This window comes from Pseudoalteromonas neustonica (assembly GCF_001653135.1).
In the GTDB taxonomy this organism is placed as follows: domain Bacteria; phylum Pseudomonadota; class Gammaproteobacteria; order Enterobacterales; family Alteromonadaceae; genus Pseudoalteromonas; species Pseudoalteromonas neustonica.
Window position 1 is genome coordinate 59,036 of record NZ_BDDS01000011.1, and the last position, 18,791, is coordinate 77,826.

Consider the following 18,791-nt stretch of genomic DNA (forward strand, 5'->3'; position numbering starts at 1 on the left):
AGGTGAAGACTTGCTATTCTTGTAGAGCGGGAACCCGCTTATCTAACCAGATTTCAGATTTGAGGATTTACTAATGGCTGTAACTACTGCCCTAGTTAAAGAATTACGCGAGCGTACAGGCGCTGGCATGATGGATTGTAAAAAAGCGTTGACTGAGACTGATGGTGACATCGAGTTAGCGATTGAAAACATGCGTAAAAGTGGCGCTGCTAAAGCTGCTAAAAAAGCAGGCAACATTGCTGCTGAAGGTACTATCATCATCAAGCAAAATGCCGGTGTTGCTGTACTAGTAGAAGTTAACTGTCAAACAGACTTCGTTGCAAAAGATGTAAGCTTTTTAGCATTTGCTAATAAAGTTGCTGACGCTGCAATTGCTGACACAATGTCTATCGAAGACTTACAAGCTAAGTTTGAAGAAGACCGTGTTGAGCTAGTTACTAAAATTGGCGAAAACATCAACGTACGTCGCCTGCAGTACATCACAGGTGAAAACCTAGTTGAGTACCGCCATGGTGACCGTATTGGTGTTGTTGTTGCGGGTGTTGCTGATGAAGAAACACTTAAGCACGTTGCAATGCACGTTGCTGCTTCACGTCCAGAATACTTATCGCCTTCTGACGTACCAGCTGACGTTGTTGAAAAAGAAAAGCAAGTACAAATCGAAATCGCGATGAATGAAGGCAAGCCTGCTGAAATCGCTGAGAAGATGGTTGTTGGTCGCATGAAGAAGTTCACTGGTGAGGTTTCTCTTACTGGTCAAGCTTTCATCATGGAACCTAAAAAATCTGTTGGCGATATTCTTAAAGAGAAAAACGCAACAGTTACTAGCTTCGTACGTGTAGAAGTTGGTGAAGGTATTGAGAAGAAAGAAGAAGATTTTGCTGCTGAAGTAGCTGCGCAAATTGCTGCAGCTAAAGGTCAGTAAGATTAACTATCTGTGATGAATGAAGTAATTATATGCAATTAATATGCTATTTGCTTTTGCGTCACGGCTAGAAATTCTTTAAAATAACCGCGCTCTTTATGTTTATCATAAGCGCGGTTATTTTTTATCCTTTTTTTAAAAGTTGGCCCAAATACTATGACTATCAATCGTAAACCTATTTTTAGACGCGTTCTTCTCAAATTAAGTGGTGAAGCACTGATGGGAGACGAAGGCTTCGGCATCGACCCAAAAGTACTCGACCGTATGGCGCAAGAAATTAAAGAGCTTGTAGAACTCGACGTAGAAGTGGGTTTAGTTATCGGTGGCGGTAACTTCTTACGCGGTGGTTCGTTAGCTGAAGCAGGTATGAATCGCGTTGTAGGCGATCATATGGGAATGCTCGCGACTGTAATGAATGGCCTTGCAATGAGAGATGCGTTGCATCGTGCATTTGTTAACTGTCGTTTAATGTCAGCTATCCCACTTAACGGCGTGTGTGATGCATACAACTGGGCTGAAGCAATTAGCTTATTAAAAACAGGTCGCGTTGTTATTTTTGCAGCGGGTACAGGTAATCCTTTCTTCACAACTGATTCCGCAGCGTGTTTACGTGGTATCGAAATTGAAGCAGATACCGTTATTAAAGCGACGAAAGTAGACGGTGTTTACAGTGATGATCCTGTTAAAAATCCGGAAGCGACACTTTATCGTCACTTAAGCTACAATGAAATTATTGAAAAAGAATTAAAAGTAATGGATCTTGCGGCATTTACACTTGCGCGAGATCACAATATGCCATTGAGCGTATTTAATATGAATAAGTCAGGCGCATTAAAGCGCGTTATTATGGGCGAAGAAGAAGGCACACTTATCTCTTCACAAGCCTCAGATGAAGTTATTAACTAGATTAGGATTGAACCGTGATTAACGATATTCAAAAAGATGCTGCAGAACGTATGCAGAAAAGTGTAACGGCACTTGGCAGTCAACTATCTAAAATTCGTACTGGCCGTGCTCATCCGGCACTTTTAGATGGCATTATGGTGTCATATTACGGTGCACCAACGCCGTTAAATCAAGTTGCTAATGTGTCGATTGAAGACGCCCGCACACTGGCGATCAGTGTGTTTGATAAATCACTTGCACAAGCAGTAGAAAAAGCAATTATGGCATCTGACTTGGGTTTAAATCCAATGTCAGCAGGTACGGTTATTCGTGTTCCACTTCCTCCACTAACAGAAGAACGTCGTAAAGACTTAATCAAGATCGTTCGTGGTGAAGTTGAAGGCGGTCGTGTTGCTGTTCGTAATATTCGTCGTGATGCAAATGGTGATGTTAAAAGCTTATTGAAAGATAAAGATATTTCTGAAGATGAAGCACGCCAATCTGATGATGCAATTCAAAAGCTTACTGACAAATTTATCAAAGAAATGGATACACTGTTAGCAGCAAAAGAAACTGAATTGATGGAAATCTAAGCAGTTAAATAACCTGAATTTGGGTTATGAAATTTATTAGTTTTGGGACGCCGTCTAGGGTATACTAGGCGGCGTTTTTTTATGGAATACTCGATATTTATGGTTCTTAACGCTGATAAAATTTCACAGCAATGTTTACCCAAGCATGTCGCTATAATCATGGATGGAAATGGTCGTTGGGCACAGGCGAAGAATAAGCCTCGTGTGTACGGTCATAAGAAAGGCGTTGATGCAGTTCGTCAGTCGGTGCAATTTTGCGCTAAGTTAGGTGTACAATCGTTGACTTTATTCGCTTTTAGTAGTGAAAATTGGCGACGCCCTGATGATGAAGTTAGTACCTTAATGGAATTGTTTTTATTTGTACTGAGCAAGGAAGTTAAAAAACTTCATAAAAATAATGTTAAATTAACTATTATTGGCGACTTATCTCGGTTTTCAGATACGTTGCGAAAAAAAGTCGATGCAGCACATCAATTGACCGTGGATAATACAGGGCTGCAACTTAATATTGCAGCAAATTATGGCGGACGATGGGATATAGCTAATGCGGCTAAGCAGCTTGGAAAACAAGTCGCTGCTGGAGAGTTAGATCCCAATGATATTACAGAAGAGCACTTAGCCTCGCAGATGAGTATGCAGGATCAGGTTGAACCTGACTTGTTGATCCGCACCGGGGGCGACTTACGCATTAGTAACTTTTTATTATGGCAAGTTGCTTATGCCGAACTTTATTTTACCGATACGCTTTGGCCTGACTTTAATGAAGCTGCTTTTGCTGATGCGATCGCTTGTTACGTTGCCAGAGAGCGACGATTTGGTTGTACTGGCGAACAAATAAAACAATTACTCGCCGAAACCTAATTAAAAGGGTAATACTTTGCTAAAACAACGAATTTTAACCTCTTTAGTGCTAGCCCCTTTAGCATTACTTTTGGTTTTTTATACACCACTTACATTATTTAGTTATATTGCTGGCGCGATAGTTTTATTAAGTGCGTGGGAATGGTCTGCATTTATGGGCCTATGTGACAAATTAAAGCGTTTTTCATTTGTCGTATTTATTGCGCTGCTACTGGTACTGCTTAACTGGCATTGGCCAATTGAGAGCTTGTGGTTTGACGGCCAATTAGTGGGGGATGCAAATTATATATTTACTCTGTCATTTTCTTGGTGGATTGTTGCTACCTACTTAGTGTGGCGTTACCCAGCCATGGCAAAAGCATGGAATGAAGGCATAGTAATGCGTGCCATTGCAGGTATTTTGACGTTAGTGCCATTGTGGCTTGCGTTGAATACATTACGAAGCGCAAATTATGGTGAGTCAACGCACTTTGGTTCTATGCTTATTTTAGTGGTATTAGGTATCGTATGGAGCGCAGACATTGGTGCGTACTTTACGGGCAAAAACTTTGGTAAACATAAGTTAATGCCAAAAGTGAGCCCCAACAAAACGATTGAAGGTTTAGCTGGGGGTGTAGTCGCTGCGGTAATATTTGTTTTGGCTTTTTGTCATTTTACCAATGTTGATATGTCAGTTTGGCCAATTTATGCTGTTATGACTGTATTTATTGCATTATTTTCAGCGATAGGTGACTTACTCGAAAGTATGTTTAAACGTGAGGCTGGTCTCAAAGACAGTGGATCATGTTTACCTGGGCATGGCGGTATTTTAGATCGCCTTGATAGCTTAACCGCTGCAGCGCCTATTTTCGTTTTATGCTATGCGTGGACGCTTAGTCTATGAGTTGTAAACAGCAACTAGTGATTCTTGGTGCGACGGGGTCAATCGGTTTAAGTACCTTAGATGTTGTCGCTCGAAATCAAGAGCAGTTTTGCGTATTTGCACTTACGGCAGGTAAAAATGCAAAAAAAATGGCGCAGTTATGCGTCGCTCATCGCCCTCGCTTTGCTGTTATGGCGGATGAGCATGCTGCGCAGCAGTTAATTCAGTACTTATCTGGTTCAGAATCTAAAACGATTGTGCTCAGCGGTATTGCTGCAATGAGTGAGCTTGCTGCACACCCAGATGTTGATGCTGTTATGTCGGCGATAGTTGGTGCCGCGGGGCTCATTCCTACACTCAGCGCGGTTGAAGCGGGTAAAAAGGTTTTATTGGCAAATAAAGAATCCTTAGTGATGTCAGGCCAGTTGTTTATCGATAAAGTAAAACAACATAAAGCCACATTGTTGCCAATTGATAGTGAGCATAATGCAATATTCCAATGCCTGCCAAGTGCTCTGCAAGGTTCAAAAACAAACGCACAATTGCATGAGCATGGTGTTAGTAAAATCTTACTGACAGGCTCTGGCGGACCTTTTTTAACTCGTGATATTGACACTTTAAATACTGTCACGGTGCAAGAGGCCGTTACTCACCCTAATTGGTCAATGGGGCAAAAGATTTCAGTCGATTCGGCTACGATGATGAATAAAGGCTTAGAGTTTATTGAGGCTAAATGGCTATTCAACTGCCAGGCAACAGATATTGAAGTGGTTATTCATCCGCAAAGTATTATTCATTCAATGGTGCAGTATCAAGATGGCTCAGTACTAGCACAAATGGGTAATCCCGATATGCGCACACCCATTGCGCATGCTTTAGCATACCCGCAGCGCATTGATGCGGGGGTTACGCCACTTGATTTTTCACAACTCGCCGATTTTACTTTCACTAAACCTGATTTTACTCGTTACCCAAATTTACAGTTAGCAATTGCCGCTTGTAATACAGGGCAGGGGGCAACCACTACGGTTAATGCAGCTAATGAAGTTGCCGTTAATGCATTTTTGCAAGGGGTGATTGGCTTTACGGATATTTACCGTATTAATGCACAAACATTAGAAGCAACGGTTGATGTAAACGTGCATACATTGGATGAAATTCTTGAATGTGACCGTTTAGCTCGACTTCAAGCGACGCAACTCATTGCAAAGGTAGTACGCTAATATGTTCGATTTTCTGTGGAATTTAGGGTCTTTTATTTTAGCGCTGGGTATTTTAGTTACAGTGCATGAATATGGGCATTTTTGGGTAGCTCGCAAAGCAGGCGTTAAAGTTCTGCGTTTTTCAATTGGTTTTGGTAAGCCATTGTTAACATGGCGCGATAAGCTCGATACAGAATATGTAATAGCTGCTATTCCACTTGGCGGTTATGTAAAGATGCTCGATGAGCGTGTCGATGATGTACCGTCAGAACAACGTCATTTGTCGTTTAATGCCAAGTCAGTGCAAGCGCGTATTGCGATTGTAGCTGCAGGACCTATGGCAAATTTCATTTTTGCTATTTTTGCACTAGCTGCAATGTATATGATTGGTGTGCAATCAGTTAAGCCAGTTGTTGGTACTATCAATGAGGGGAGTCGCGCTGAACAAGCCGGTATATTACCCAATCAACATATACTCAAAATTGGCGATGAAGATATAGGTACATGGCAAGATGCTACATTTGCATTAATGGCAAACCTTGGCAATAAAAGCGTCGCTGTTACTGTGCGTAATGAGCAATACCAAGAACAAATTAAAACCATAAATATAGATGGCTGGAAACTAGATCAACAAGATGTACCGCCTTTAGCATCTTTAGGCATTGTGCCTTTTCGTCCACAAGCGACATTAACTATCGCAGCAATTACCGTAAACTCAGCTGCGGCTGAGGCTAAATTACAAGTTGGAGATACAATCTTCGCAGTAAATGGTGAAACAATAAGCAGTTGGCAGCAATTAGTTAATGTTATTGAGCAATCCGCTAACAAATCATTACAATTTAGTGTAAAAAGACAAGATAGTATGGAGTTGCTAACAGTGACTCCTAAAGGGCGTGCTGGCAACGAAGGGCAGCTTCAAGGGTTTTTAGGTGTTGCACCGGTTGTTGAAAAATGGCCCGATGGTTATATTGAAACTAGACATTATGGCCCACTCGATAGTATTGTGCGTGGCGTAAATGAAACATGGCGCTTGATTGCCTTAAGTTTCGATATGATTGGTAATTTAATTACAGGCCAAGTGTCAGTAAAGAATTTAAGTGGTCCAGTAGGCATTGCCGTTGGGGCAGGAACTAGCGTAAGCTATGGCTTAGTCGCCTTTTTAGGCTTTTTGGCTTTGATCAGTGTGAACTTGGGTGTATTTAACTTATTACCCTTGCCAGTGCTTGATGGCGGTCACTTAATGTATTACATAATTGAACTTTTTCGTAAAAAGCCGGTCTCTGAAAAGACACAAGAGTTTGGTTTTAAAGTGGGAGCTCTGCTACTCATTTTTCTAACATGTTTCGCTTTGTTCAATGATGTATCGCGATTATAACAATCCCGACAGTCTCGAATTAAAAACACGATTGTAAGACACTGCTAAATTATAATTTTATGGTGTTGAGCGGTAATACAGTTGTAAAGGATAAAGATAATAAAATGGCTATAAAAAAACATTTGGCAGTAACAAGTTTATTAGGCGCCAGCTTTGCAGCCCTAGGCCAAACCTCCTTTATTGTTGAAGATTTAAAAGTTGAAGGCTTACAGCGAGTTGCACTAGGTGCTGCGCTCACACACATCCCAATAAATGTGGGTGACGATGTTGATGAATATACAATTTCAAAAACAATTAAGTCACTGTACAGCTCAGGTCACTTTGACAATATCAAAGCATTACGCGATGGTAACAACGTTATTTTTAAAGTAACTGAGCGCCCGACGATTAGTTTTATCGAATTTGATGGTAACAAAGACATCAAAGATGAGCAGCTAACGCAGTCACTTGATCAACAAGATATTCGCCAAGGCGAGCCGCTTGATAAAACCGTGATTGATAACATTGAAAAAGGCTTAATTGAGTTTTTTCATAGTATTGGTAAATACAATGCAAAAATCGATGTTAGCATCACTAAATTACCGCGTAACCGCGTTAAGTTAAAACTTGAATTTGATGAAGGTGATGCAGCATCTATTCGTCAAATCAACTTAGTTGGTAACGAATTATATTCAGATGAAGAGCTGTTAGCGCTTGCAGAATCACAACAAGATTTATCTTGGTGGCAGTTTATGGGTAGCGATCGCTATCAGAAACAAACCATTGAAGGTGACCTTGAGAAAATTCGTAGTTTTTATTTAGATCGTGGTTACTTACGCTTTAATATTGATTCAACTCAAGTATCAGTGAGCCCAGAACGTGAATCTGTGTATGTAACAGCGAACATCAATGAAGGTGTTAAATACAAAGTTAAAGGCTTTGACTTTATTGGTGATTTACTCGGTCGCGAAGAATTAATTAAAAGTGTGATACCGCTGCGTGCTGGTGAACTTTATAACGGTTCAGTGGTTACTTCATCAGAAGAGTTTATTAAAAGCTATTTAGCGCGTTTTGGTTATGCAAACGCTGAAGTGCGTACAATCCCTGAGATTGATGATGAAACCAAAGAAGTACAGTTAACGCTATCAGTTAAACCTGGGCAACGTGTCTATGTTCGTCGTATTATTGTTGGTGGCAACCAAAATACGGCAGATGAAGTACTGCGCCGTGAAATGACACAGCTTGAAGGTGCATGGTTATCAAATCAAAATCTTGAACGTTCAAAATTACAAATCCAACGCTTACCATATATGGAAAAAGTGGATTTTAACGTTATACCTGTACCAGGCGTTGATGATCAGGTTGATGTAGATTTTACAGTTAAAGAACAGTCAGCTGGTAGCTTTAACGCAGGCCTTGCTTATGGTTCGTACCTAGGTTTACAGTTTAACATTGGTGTAACTGAATCTAACTTTTTGGGTACTGGTAATCAGATTGGTCTGAATATCAATACTTCACGTGGTTCAGAGCGTGTTAGTTTATCGTACACTGACCCTTACTTTACGCCAGATGGTGTGTCACAAGGTAGCAGTATTTTTTACAGTAATTATGATGCTAGTAAATTTAGCCTTATTGATTATAAATCAAAAAGCTATGGTATAGGCACCAACATAGGCTTCCCAATCGATGCAGTGAACCGTATTAATTTTGGGGCACGTTGGATTGAAGAAGAACTATCTGATATCGCTGTTTACGAACAAACACGTGTATTACGTGAGACATTTTTAGATCCTGCTCATCCAGATGCAGGTTATAACTTTACTAAATATGAACTAAGCGTTGGTTGGTCACGTGTTACTGTAAACCGAGGTTTATTCCCAACAGCAGGTTCTCGTCAAACGTTAAACTTAACTGGTACTACGCCAAATTCAGATTTGACTTACTTTAAGTTAAATTATGACTCGCGTTTTTACTGGCCAATTAGTGATGATCATCGTTGGGTATTTTCAACGCGTGCAGCATTGGGGTACGGTAATGGTTATGGTAATACAAATGGATATGATCAAACCCTCCCATTTCAAGAGTATTTTCGGATAACTGAAATGGAACTGCGTGGTTTTGATCGTAACACTATTTTGCCTAATGCTATTTCACGTGACTCTTCAAATGTAGGTGGTACTCCAGAAAAAGACGGAAAGATCAACGGTGTTATTGGCGGTGATCCAGTCTTTGATCAGTTAATTCCTGCTGGGCGCATTGGTGGTAATGCAAAAGCGGTTGCAGGTATGGAATTAATCGTTCCTACACCGTTTTTAGATGAAGATAATACCAGTTCTGTGCGTACCAGCTTTTTTGTTGATGCAGCAAACGTGTGGGATACTGAGTTTAACGTAGAGCGCTATCAAAGCTTAAGTGATAACGATCGTGCATTACTTGACGATTATTCAGATCCGATGCGTTTTAGAGTCTCAACGGGTTTATCATTACAATGGATCTCTCCAATGGGTCCAATGTTGATTAGTTTTGCGTATCCATTGCAACAAGAAGAAAATGACGATACGAAGACTATCAGCTTTAATATTAGTAATACTTTCTAAAGGAGTTTTTTGTGAAAAAATCAATTAAATCATCGGCGATTGCCATTTTAGCAACACTTATGATGGGTACATCTGCGAGTGCTTTTGCACATAAAGTCGGTATTGTAGACATGCAAGAAATCTACAAACAAATCCCACAAATGGCATCTGTTGAATTAGCATTGCAAACAGAGTTTGCTGAGCGCCGCCAAGAGCTTGAAAAGCTTCAAGGTGACATTCGTTTTGAAGCTGAAAAATTTAAACGTGAAAGCACAACAATGAGCCAAGCTCAAAAAGATGCGCTGCGTACAAAAGTTGAAGGTATGCAAAAAACACTTGCTGAAAAGGGTCGTCCTTTAGAGCAAGAAATTAAAACTCGTCAAAATCAAGAGCTAGCTAAAGTACAAGCACTGATCATAAAAGCAATTGAAGACGTTGCTAAAGATGGTAATTTTGATGAAGTTAAAGTAAAAGATACTACAATTTACTTTAACCCTAAAAAAGTATCTGACTTATCAAGCAAAGTTGTTGATAAAGTAAGTAAGCAATAGAACGAATATATGCAAAATTATACGCTTTCGCAGATAGCGGAACTTCTAGGCGCTGAGCTTCATGGTGATGGCGCCTTAGAAATATCAAAAATTGCTACACTTGCAAATGCCCGCTCTGGGCATATTGCATTTTTAGCGAATAAGAAATATCGCCCGCAACTCGATAATACGAACGCCAGTGCTGTAATTTTATCTGCCGCAGACGCACAGTATTATTCGGGTAACAAGTTGATTGCAGCTAACCCTTATAATAGTTATGCACAATTAGCACAAATAATGGACACCACACCGGCATCTGCTGCTAAAGGTATCCACGTAAGTGCTGTTGTTCACCCTGAAGCTTGTATTGCTAATACGGCCTCTATTGCAGCTAATGCAGTTATTGAAGCGGGCGCTACGATTGGTGAAAACACACAAATTGGTGCAAATTGCTTTGTTGGTCAAAATGCTAGCATTGGTGATAATACTAAGCTTTGGTCTAATGTTAGTGTGTATCACAGTGTTGAAATTGGGTGTGATTGTTTAGTTCAAGCTAACGCTATTATCGGCAGCGACGGGTTTGGTTACGCAAATGATAAAGGTCAGTGGATTAAAATTCCACAATTAGGCTCAGTGATCATTGGCGATAAAGTTGAAATTGGCGCAGGTGCAACTATTGACCGTGGCGCAATTGACGACACTATTATTCACAGCAATGTAATTATCGATAACCAAGTTCATATTGCCCATAATGTTGAGATTGGTTCTGGTACTGCTATCGCAGGCTGTACGGTAATTGCAGGTAGCACAACCATAGGTAGGAATTGTCAGATTGCTGGACTTGTTGGTATAAATGGTCACATAGAAATATGTGATGGTGTTATACTAACGGGCATGAGTATGGTGACAAAAGCGATTAAGGAAGCCGGTGTTTATTCATCAGGGCTCCCACACTCTTCAAATAAAGAGTGGCGTCGCAATATTGCCCATTTCCGTAATTTGCCAGAGATGAAAGATCGCCTAAAAGCGCTAGAGACTCTGACTAAGTCATTAAACCTTGATAATTAATAAGGATGCTATTTTGGCAAACGAATTAAATAGCCTTGATATACAAGAAATTTTAAGCTTACTACCACACCGTTACCCAATGCTATTGGTGGACCGTGTACTTGATTACACGCCAGGTGAATCATTACATGCAATTAAAAATGTAACATTTAATGAACCTATTTTTACAGGCCACTTTCCTAATCAGCCAATTTTCCCTGGTGTGCTTATTTTAGAAGCTATGGCACAGGCAACGGGTTTATTAGGTTTCAAAACTGTTGAAAACCGCAGTGAGAATGAACTGTATTTGTTTGCAGCCGTTGATAACGCACGTTTTAAGCAGCCTGTGGTACCTGGTGATACTATGCATTTGCATGTACAGTTTTTAAAAGAGCGCCGCAATATATGGAAGTTTGCAGCAGAAGCTAAAGTTGATGGCAAAGTTGTTTGTGCTGCCGAAATCATGTGTGCGAGAAGAGAGCTTTAATTGTGATCCATCCTACAGCGATAATCGAATCAGGTGCAAAGCTAGGTAATAATGTATCGGTTGGTCCATATAGCTACATTGGTGACAATGTGGTTATTGGTGATGATTGTATTATTGAATCTCACGTTGTGGTCAAAGGGCCATCAACAATAGGTTCTGGCAATCATATATTTCAGTTTGCGTCAGTAGGTGAAGCCTGCCAAGACAAAAAATATAATAATGAGCCAACCACGCTAATTATTGGTGATAACAACATTATTCGTGAATGTGCCACTATTCACCGCGGTACGATTCAAGATCAAGGCGTGACTAAGATTGGTAGCAATAACTTATTTATGGCTTACACTCATGTTGCCCATGATGCAGTAATTGGCGACAACGTTATTTTTGCTAATAATGCATCGGTTGCAGGGCATGTACACATTGGTGATTGGGTTATCTTAGCAGGCAATTCAGGTATTCATCAGTTTTGTAAAGTAGGTGCACATGCGTTTGTTGGCATGTATTCAGGTGTAAATAAAGATGTTCCACCGTTTGTAACAACGATTGGCACCCCTGCAGGCCCTGTAGCGATTAATACCGAGGGTATGAAACGCCGTGGCTTTGAAAGTGATGAAGTAATGGCAACGCGCCGTGCCTATAAAACACTGTATCGTAAGAGTTTAGGTGTTGATGAAGCGCTTGTTGCACTTGCAGATGACGCTGCTAAGTACCCTGCAGTACAGTTGATGGTTGATTTTGTTAAAAATTCAGAGCGTGGTATTGTTCGTTAATAGTTCGCTTTATAAAAAAAGCCACCGATTATGAGTAATAGTCGGTGGCTTTTTCGTATTAACTTACCTTGAGTTCAAGCTGTTTCAATTAGTGAAAATGATTAAAACCGTGAGATCAAGTTTACGTACTCTGGTTGCGCTATTAATAGTTGCTGATGAGTTGCAATCGCTTTTACACAGCCTTGCTCTAACCAAATTACCTGATCCATATTGGATAGCAAAGCAGGATCGTGAGTAATACTCAGCACGGTACATTGCTGCATGCTGGTCAATATTGCATCCATCACGTGATGCTTAGATTGATTGTCTAGACCTTCTGTAGGTTCATCAAGGATTAAAATAGCCGGTGCGCGCAGTAATGCTTGTGCCAAAGCTAAACGTCGAGATTGCCCGCGAGATAAACTTCTACCACCTGTGCCTAAGCGAGTATTTAACCCTAACTTTAACTCACAGAGCCAGTCTGCTAATTGCACTTGTTGGCAAGCGTTGATCATTTGCTCTTTCGTCGCCGCAGGTGCTGCGTAGCGTAAGTTTTCCGCAATTGTGCCATCAAAAATATGATGTTGTTGTGCGACGATACTTATAAGTTCGCAGCGGTTTTGTTGGCTGGTCATATTAATAGGCATCGTTTTGTGTGCAAATGTTAAGTTTATTTCACCGCTTTGCTGTGGCCATAAGCCACTGAGTAAATTAACCAGGGTACTTTTCCCGCTGCCACTTTGGCCCACAATGGCTACTTTTTGTAGTGGCTCAATTACAAAGCTTAAGTTGTTAAGCGCAAAAGTATCGCTGAGATAACAGTAGCTAACGTCTTTAAATTCAAGTCCTAAAGGCTGTACAGGCAATGACTCGTGAGCATTTTTAGCAACAGGGCGTAGTTTGTCTTCTAAATCGAAAATACGGTTTGCAGCGCTTAATGCGACTGGTAGTTGGATGAATGCATTGGGTAGCGTGAGTACCGTTTCAAAACTGGCAAGTACGAATAAACTGAGCATGGCCAATTCAACATTAGCCATTGTACCGTTATAAACCAATGGGGTGATAACTATAATGGCACCTAACATACTTAGTTGTACTATCAGCAGTGATAAGCCATTACTACGTGCCTGTGCACTATGGCGTACAAACAGCTGCTGATTATAATGTTCGCTGGCATCACGGCATTGTTTAACTTGCTGCTCGGTAGCTTGATAAATAGCCAGCTCTCTCAAGCCATTTAGGGTATCAGATAATTCAGCGCGTAAAGTGGCAGAGTACTGCGTTTCGAGGTCTGCAGTGTTCTGTAGTTGCCTGCTCAGTATTAAAGGTAGGGCAACACCCACGAATAACAGCGCAATAAAGCACAGCAGTGCCACATCAGCGTTGTATGCAGCCATAATCGCAATCACAATTGGCACACTTATTATCGCAACAATCATGGGTAATAATACATTTAAGTAGAATTTATCGAGGGCTTCAACATCATTTTGCATACGATTGAATAGATCGGCACTGCGGCTCATGGCCAAATCAACATTACTCAATTGGCTTAGCGTATTAAAAACACTGACGCGAATTTCACTTAACAGTAAAAATGTGGCGTTGTGAGTGACTAGACGTTCACCATAACGAGACGCTGTTCTCACTATTGCTAAAAAGCGTATGACGCCAGCGGGCGTAAAGTAGTTCATTTGTGTATTAGCTAGACCTGCAGCAGCCATTGCGGCTAAAAACCAGCCAGAAACAGCCAACAAGCCTACATTTGCAAGTACCGTTAATGTAGCTAAAAATGCCCCTAGTAACATTGCCCCAAGGTGTGGCTTGCACAGCTTTAATAAGCGTAAAAAGTTAGTCATGCTGTTGACTCCTTGCATGCACTAAATCAAATAGCGCGCCTTTAGCAGCTATGAGGGTGTTAAAGTTACCCAGCTCAATAACAGCACCGTCTTTCATTACAATAACTTGCTTAGCGTGTTCAATGGTATTTAAGCGATGGGCGATCACTATAACTAAATGCTTTTTTGCATAATCATTAATAGCTGTTTGGACAAGTTGCTCGGTTTGACTATCAAGGTGAGCGGTTGGCTCATCAAGAACTAAAATGGGAGCTTCTTTTAAAAAAGCCCGTGCTAACGCGATGCGCTGTTTTTGTCCGCCGGAAAGTCCTTCGCCTTGCTCGCCAATAGGGGTGTCAAAACCTTGAGGTAAAGCAAGAATAAACTCAAGCGCACCCGCTTGCGCTGCAGCATTTTCGAGTTCTTGCATACTGGCATCTGGTTTTGCTAATAGTAAATTGGCTTTTATGCTATTAAATAGCAAGGTGGGTTGCTGTGGGATCCAAGCAATATGCTGTTGCCACTGTTTAATTTGCGAGACTGATAATGAGCGTTGATTGACCGCGATGGAGTTTATCACTTGTGGATGAAAGCCCAATAGACAGTCAAGTAGGGTACTTTTCCCCGCGCCACTTTGGCCAACAATGGCATACATACCAGAGCTTGAAAATGTCAGGTTTATATTGCTAACGCCTTCATTACTATTTGGATAGTGAAAACTTAAATTACCAATACTGAGCTGCTTTATGTTCGGCACGTCTAATCTACTTTGAATATTTGTTTTTGTGCTTATAAGGCTCTCATCTGGTAATGGTTCATTTAATATCTTGAGCATATCAGCAGCAGCACTTATGCCTTCTAATCGTGCATGATAATGACTACCAAGTTGACGCAGCGGTAAATAAAACTCTGGTGCGAGCAATAACACTACAAAGCCGGTCGAGAAATCTAAGGTACCAAAAAATAACCGAAAACCGATTATTACGGCGACTAATGCGACGCTAAGAGTTGCAAAAAACTCTAATGCAAAAGAGGATAAAAATGCTATTTTTAATACGCTTAAAGTGGCATGGCGAAAATCATCTGAAATTTTGGCAATTTGTTTTAACTCACGTGCTGTGGCGTTAAACAATTTAAGTTGAGTGAGTCCTTGTAAACGGTCAAAAAAGTAATTACCTAACACTGCTAATTGTTGCCAGCGTTGCTGGTTTAGCCGTTCGGCTTTGTGACCAACTAAAATCATAAATAAAGGAATTAAAGGCGCTGTAAATAAAAAAATCAATCCCGCTTTCCAGTCAGTAGGAAAAATCACCATCAGAATCGCTAAAGGGATAAGTGCGCTATACGCCACACTGGGTAAGTAATTAGCATAATAGTCGTGCAGTGCTTCAACACCATTATGCAAGGTATTTAAAGTTGCACCATGGCCTTGTTGTTCAATATAACTTGGGCCAAGGAGTGTCAGTTTTTCAAGTAAAGTTTGGCGCATCGCAGTTTTAATTTTTAGTGCCGCTTGCGCGCTAATACGTTCAGATAAACTCAGTAATAGGCCGCGCCCTAAAATCAATATAGATAATGGCCAAAGTAAAGGAGTAACTGTTGCTAAATCAGCATGTTCAAACATTACTAGATGAATTGAACGTGCTACCAAATAAGCACTAGCAATCATGAGTATTGCATTTAAAGTACCTAACGCAATACTCAGTTTTAGCAGACTACCAGCGTGGTTGGAGTGTATTTTTAAGAACGCGCGCAGGGTAGTTTGCTGCGCGCGATCTGGTCGGGGGTTAGTCGTCATTTTGGCGATTAAGCCTATCGTGAAGATCTTTTTCGTCGTCAGCAATACTGTCTTTATTTTGTTGAAATTCGTACCACATAACGTTGATAACTCCTAGCGTACAGGCTAAAAGCACACCGAGTATCCAAGCAAAATACCACATAGTTTATGTCTCCTTAGTAGCTGCCATGGCTGTTATTTTCAATTTCTTCAACGGTTACCTTGCGCCACATTTTCACATAACACCATGTTGTGTAAGTTAAAATAAGTGGTACAAAAATAACAACCGCAATAAACATGACATTTAGCGTCATATGACTTGATACTGCATCCCATAATGTGAGGCTAATGTTCATGTTATTACTCGATGGCATCACAAATGGAAACAGTGAAATACCTGCGGTCATTATTACGCCAATTAACATCAAGCTTGTGCATATTAAAGCAAGGCCTGATTTATTCACTTTTGATAGCACCCATGCAAGCGCAGCCATAACAAACGCTAAAGTAGGAAAAATAACGGTCCATGGCATTAACGTATAGTTATTCAGCCATGCGCCAGCTGAGGTTGTCACTACTTTACCAAGAGGGTTAGCAAAACTTTGTTTGTCAGGCATCGACACAATTTGGTAGCCATCAATATTAGCAACCCAAAACCCAGCTATAGCAAATAGCACAATAAAAACTAATAATGCGTAGCGGCCATACTGCGCTGATCTTCGAGCAACATGGCTATCGGTTCTAAGTTGCAGCCACATGCCAGCATGTGCAATCAGCATAATGACACTTATCAAACCTGTTAATAATGCAAATGGGTTGAGTAGGGCAAAAAATGAACCTTGATAGCTCGCTCTTAAATACTCATCTAAATTAAAAGGCACACCTAAGAATAAGTTACCAAATGCCACACCAAACACCAATGCGGGGATCACACTGCCACCAAATAATGCCCAATCCCAATTGTTACGCCAGCGCTTAGAATCAATCTTAGAACGATAATCAAAACCAAGCGGCCTAAAAAACAAGGCGAATAACACGAGCATCATAGCGAAATAAAAGCCTGAAAACGCAGCCGCATACACCATCGGCCATGCTGCAAATAAAGCGCCACCAGCAGTAATAAACCACACTTGATTGCCATCCCAATGCGGGCCTACAGTATTAATTACAACGCGGCGTTCAGAATCTGTTTTACCAACAAGGCGTAATAATATCGCTACGCCCATGTCCATGCCGTCAGTGATTGCAAAGCCGATAAATAACACACCGATGATCACCCACCACAATAGCTTTAATGTTTCATAATCAAAAATCATCAGTTTGCTCCTCGGTCATCACTTAATTGTTCATTATGCGAGTTGTCATTTTGGTGTTCAAAATGATATTTACCTGTGTGTAATGAGCTTGGACCAATTTTAATAAATCGGAGCAATAACCAGCCCTCTACAATAGCTAAGCCAATATAGAACAAGATAAACCCAGTTAAACTTATTAAAATATCATTCACAGTCAGTGACGAGGTAGCTAAAAAAGTCGGCAATATTTCTGATATAGCCCAAGGTTGGCGGCCATATTCTGCAACAATCCAGCCAAATTCAATAGCAATCCATGGTAGAGGAATACTCCATACGGCAGCCCATAACAGCCAGCGTTTTTGCTCAATTACACGCTGTGCATTGTAGTAAAAGGCTAATATAAACACGATAAGCATGATCATGCCGCAGCCAACCATAATCCTAAATGACCAAAACATCGGGCCCACTTTGGGAAATGAGTCTTTTACTGCTTTTTGAATTTGCTCCTCAGTCGCATCCACCACATTTGGGGTGTAACGTTTTAGTAATAAGCCATAGCCTAAATCGTCTTTTAAGGTATCAAATTTTGCTATGTTTTCGGGTGTGTCCTGACCATTTCTTAGTTTTTCTAGGTATTGGTAAGCAATCATACCGTTACGAATTCGCACTTCATGCTGTTTTTCTAAATCATTAATACCTGTAACTTGCTCATCAATAGAACGAGTAGCAATTAAGCCTAAAGCGTAAGGGATCTTAACTGCGCCGTAGGTAACTTGCTTCTGTGAGTCAGGTATGCCGACTAACGTAAATGCAGCAGGTGCTTCTTCGGTATGCCATTCAGCTTCAATGGTGGCGAGTTTTACTTTTTGTACTTCACCCACTTCATACCCTGATTCATCACCTAGCAAAATAACACACAGTATTGACGCTAAACCAAAGCCACTGGCAACAGAGAAAGATCGTTTAGCAAAGGCTAAATCGCGGCCTTTTAGAATGTACCAACTGCTGATCCCCAGTACGAACATCGATGCGGCTACATAACCGGCAGAGACGGTATGAATAAATTTAACCTGCGCAACAGGATTAAATACCAGCTCGGCAAAACTGGTCATTTCCATACGCATTGTTTGGTAGTTAAATTCAGCGCCAACAGGATTTTGCATCCACGCGTTAGCAATCAAAATCCATAATGCAGACATGCTAGTACCAAAGGCCATTAGAAAAGTAACGGCTAAGTGTTGGCGTTTGGTTAGTCGTTCCCACCCTAAAAAGAACATACCCACAAAGGTAGACTCTAAAAAGAATGCCATTAAGCCTTCAATAGCAAGGGGAGCGCCAAACACATCGCCCACATAATGAGAGTAATAAGACCAGTTAGTACCAAATTCAAACTCCATGGTCAGGCCTGTAGCCACACCAATAGCGAAGTTGATACCAAATAATTTTCCCCAAAACTTGGTCATATCTCGGTATATCTCACGACCAGTCATAACGTAGACCGATTCCATGATCACCAAAATCCAAGTCATACCTAGGGTCAGTGGTACAAATAAAAAGTGAAATAGGGCGGTGACAGCAAACTGTAATCGCGATAGATCCACAAAGGTTTCATCTATCATTTTTTATAGCTCCTAGTATGTGATGACGAATCACACAACAGATTAAAGTAGCAAACATTTAACGCACGAAGTTTCAGTAATTACTGAAACTTCGTACATTATTTACTTTTGATGAAATATTGTCAATGTATATTAGAAAAACATAATATATACAATAAATGCTACATTAGAATTATGAAGATGCAAATCAG

General features: G+C 40.7%; 17 protein-coding genes. 12 read left to right on the forward strand and 5 right to left on the reverse strand.

The window, feature by feature from the left end; all coding sequences use genetic code 11:
- Positions 1 to 73: 73 nt before the first annotated feature.
- The 12 genes from tsf (at position 74) to lpxA (ending at position 12,095) form a co-directional block, all read left to right on the forward strand.
- The gene (gene tsf / locus A7967_RS15230; RefSeq protein WP_054206006.1) at positions 74 to 925 is read left to right on the forward strand and encodes a translation elongation factor Ts; all 852 of its coding nucleotides are present in this window, start codon (positions 74 to 76) and stop codon (positions 923 to 925) included.
- Positions 926 to 1,081: 156 nt separating this feature from the next.
- The gene (gene pyrH / locus A7967_RS15235; RefSeq protein ID WP_016707641.1) at positions 1,082 to 1,831 is read left to right on the forward strand and encodes a UMP kinase; all 750 of its coding nucleotides are present in this window, start codon (positions 1,082 to 1,084) and stop codon (positions 1,829 to 1,831) included.
- 50 nt (positions 1,832 to 1,881) lie between these two features.
- Positions 1,882 to 2,403, forward strand: a complete 522-nt coding sequence (gene frr / locus A7967_RS15240) for a ribosome recycling factor (protein WP_211842138.1) — start codon at positions 1,882 to 1,884, stop codon at positions 2,401 to 2,403.
- Positions 2,404 to 2,484: 81 nt separating this feature from the next.
- Positions 2,485 to 3,264, forward strand: a complete 780-nt coding sequence (gene uppS / locus A7967_RS15245; protein ID WP_054206004.1) for an undecaprenyl pyrophosphate synthase — start codon at positions 2,485 to 2,487, stop codon at positions 3,262 to 3,264.
- Between the two features lie 16 nt (positions 3,265 to 3,280).
- Positions 3,281 to 4,147 (forward strand): phosphatidate cytidylyltransferase, encoded by an 867-nt coding sequence (locus A7967_RS15250; protein WP_054206003.1) that lies wholly within the window; start codon positions 3,281 to 3,283, stop codon positions 4,145 to 4,147.
- Positions 4,144 to 5,349: a 1-deoxy-D-xylulose-5-phosphate reductoisomerase gene (ispC, locus tag A7967_RS15255; protein ID WP_054206002.1), complete on the forward strand. Its 1,206-nt coding sequence runs from the start codon at positions 4,144 to 4,146 to the stop codon at positions 5,347 to 5,349. The genes A7967_RS15250 and ispC overlap by 4 nt, the downstream gene beginning before the upstream one ends.
- 1 nt (position 5,350) lies before the next feature.
- Positions 5,351 to 6,703 (forward strand): sigma E protease regulator RseP, encoded by a 1,353-nt coding sequence (rseP, locus tag A7967_RS15260; protein WP_054206001.1) that lies wholly within the window; start codon positions 5,351 to 5,353, stop codon positions 6,701 to 6,703.
- A gap of 104 nt (positions 6,704 to 6,807) precedes the next feature.
- Positions 6,808 to 9,279 (forward strand): outer membrane protein assembly factor BamA, encoded by a 2,472-nt coding sequence (gene bamA / locus A7967_RS15265; RefSeq protein ID WP_054206054.1) that lies wholly within the window; start codon positions 6,808 to 6,810, stop codon positions 9,277 to 9,279.
- 11 nt (positions 9,280 to 9,290) lie between these two features.
- Positions 9,291 to 9,809: an OmpH/Skp family outer membrane protein gene (locus A7967_RS15270; RefSeq protein ID WP_054206000.1), complete on the forward strand. Its 519-nt coding sequence runs from the start codon at positions 9,291 to 9,293 to the stop codon at positions 9,807 to 9,809.
- A 9-nt stretch (positions 9,810 to 9,818) separates the two neighbouring features.
- Positions 9,819 to 10,856, forward strand: coding sequence for a UDP-3-O-(3-hydroxymyristoyl)glucosamine N-acyltransferase (gene lpxD, locus A7967_RS15275; RefSeq protein WP_054205999.1), 1,038 nt, complete (start codon positions 9,819 to 9,821; stop codon positions 10,854 to 10,856).
- Between the two features lie 13 nt (positions 10,857 to 10,869).
- Entirely contained in the window at positions 10,870 to 11,322 is a 453-nt protein-coding gene (gene fabZ, locus A7967_RS15280; RefSeq protein WP_054205998.1) for a 3-hydroxyacyl-ACP dehydratase FabZ, read from the forward strand.
- Between the two features lie 2 nt (positions 11,323 to 11,324).
- Positions 11,325 to 12,095 (forward strand): acyl-ACP--UDP-N-acetylglucosamine O-acyltransferase, encoded by a 771-nt coding sequence (gene lpxA, locus A7967_RS15285; RefSeq protein ID WP_054205997.1) that lies wholly within the window; start codon positions 11,325 to 11,327, stop codon positions 12,093 to 12,095.
- A gap of 101 nt (positions 12,096 to 12,196) precedes the next feature.
- Here the strand turns inward: lpxA and cydC are convergent, their stop codons facing one another.
- From cydC to A7967_RS15310, 5 genes are read right to left on the reverse strand one after another with little or no spacing between them, the layout of a single operon-like run.
- The gene (cydC, locus tag A7967_RS15290; RefSeq protein WP_054205996.1) at positions 12,197 to 13,930 is read right to left on the reverse strand and encodes a thiol reductant ABC exporter subunit CydC; all 1,734 of its coding nucleotides are present in this window, start codon (positions 13,928 to 13,930) and stop codon (positions 12,197 to 12,199) included.
- Positions 13,923 to 15,707, reverse strand: coding sequence for a thiol reductant ABC exporter subunit CydD (gene cydD / locus A7967_RS15295; RefSeq protein WP_054205995.1), 1,785 nt, complete (start codon positions 15,705 to 15,707; stop codon positions 13,923 to 13,925). Before cydD ends, cydC begins: the two co-directional genes overlap by 8 nt.
- Positions 15,697 to 15,849: a cytochrome bd-I oxidase subunit CydX gene (gene cydX, locus A7967_RS15300; RefSeq protein WP_054205994.1), complete on the reverse strand. Its 153-nt coding sequence runs from the start codon at positions 15,847 to 15,849 to the stop codon at positions 15,697 to 15,699. Before cydX ends, cydD begins: the two co-directional genes overlap by 11 nt.
- A 13-nt stretch (positions 15,850 to 15,862) precedes the next feature.
- Complete coding sequence (gene cydB, locus A7967_RS15305) at positions 15,863 to 17,002, reverse strand: cytochrome d ubiquinol oxidase subunit II (RefSeq protein ID WP_054205993.1); 1,140 nt, start codon at positions 17,000 to 17,002, stop codon at positions 15,863 to 15,865.
- Complete coding sequence (locus A7967_RS15310; protein WP_054205992.1) at positions 17,002 to 18,600, reverse strand: cytochrome ubiquinol oxidase subunit I; 1,599 nt, start codon at positions 18,598 to 18,600, stop codon at positions 17,002 to 17,004. The genes cydB and A7967_RS15310 overlap by 1 nt, the downstream gene beginning before the upstream one ends.
- Positions 18,601 to 18,791 lie beyond the last annotated feature (191 nt).

What these genes read in the sequence shown, in the direction of transcription:
- tsf (WP_054206006.1), top strand. Translation starts at nt 74, where the DNA reads ATGGCTGTAACTACTGCCCTAGTTAAAGAATTACGCGAGCGTACAGGC.
- pyrH (WP_016707641.1), top strand. Translation starts at nt 1,082, where the DNA reads ATGACTATCAATCGTAAACCTATTTTTAGACGCGTTCTTCTCAAATTA.
- frr (WP_211842138.1), top strand. Translation starts at nt 1,882, where the DNA reads ATGCAGAAAAGTGTAACGGCACTTGGCAGTCAACTATCTAAAATTCGT.
- uppS (WP_054206004.1), top strand. Translation starts at nt 2,485, where the DNA reads ATGGAATACTCGATATTTATGGTTCTTAACGCTGATAAAATTTCACAG.
- ispC (WP_054206002.1), top strand. Translation starts at nt 4,144, where the DNA reads ATGAGTTGTAAACAGCAACTAGTGATTCTTGGTGCGACGGGGTCAATC.
- rseP (WP_054206001.1), top strand. Translation starts at nt 5,351, where the DNA reads ATGTTCGATTTTCTGTGGAATTTAGGGTCTTTTATTTTAGCGCTGGGT.
- bamA (WP_054206054.1), top strand. Translation starts at nt 6,808, where the DNA reads ATGGCTATAAAAAAACATTTGGCAGTAACAAGTTTATTAGGCGCCAGC.
- lpxD (WP_054205999.1), top strand. Translation starts at nt 9,819, where the DNA reads ATGCAAAATTATACGCTTTCGCAGATAGCGGAACTTCTAGGCGCTGAG.
- cydC (WP_054205996.1), bottom strand. Translation starts at nt 13,930, where the DNA reads ATGACTAACTTTTTACGCTTATTAAAGCTGTGCAAGCCACACCTTGGG.
- cydD (WP_054205995.1), bottom strand. Translation starts at nt 15,707, where the DNA reads ATGACGACTAACCCCCGACCAGATCGCGCGCAGCAAACTACCCTGCGC.
- cydX (WP_054205994.1), bottom strand. Translation starts at nt 15,849, where the DNA reads ATGTGGTATTTTGCTTGGATACTCGGTGTGCTTTTAGCCTGTACGCTA.
- cydB (WP_054205993.1), bottom strand. Translation starts at nt 17,002, where the DNA reads ATGATTTTTGATTATGAAACATTAAAGCTATTGTGGTGGGTGATCATC.
- A7967_RS15310 (WP_054205992.1), bottom strand. Translation starts at nt 18,600, where the DNA reads ATGATAGATGAAACCTTTGTGGATCTATCGCGATTACAGTTTGCTGTC.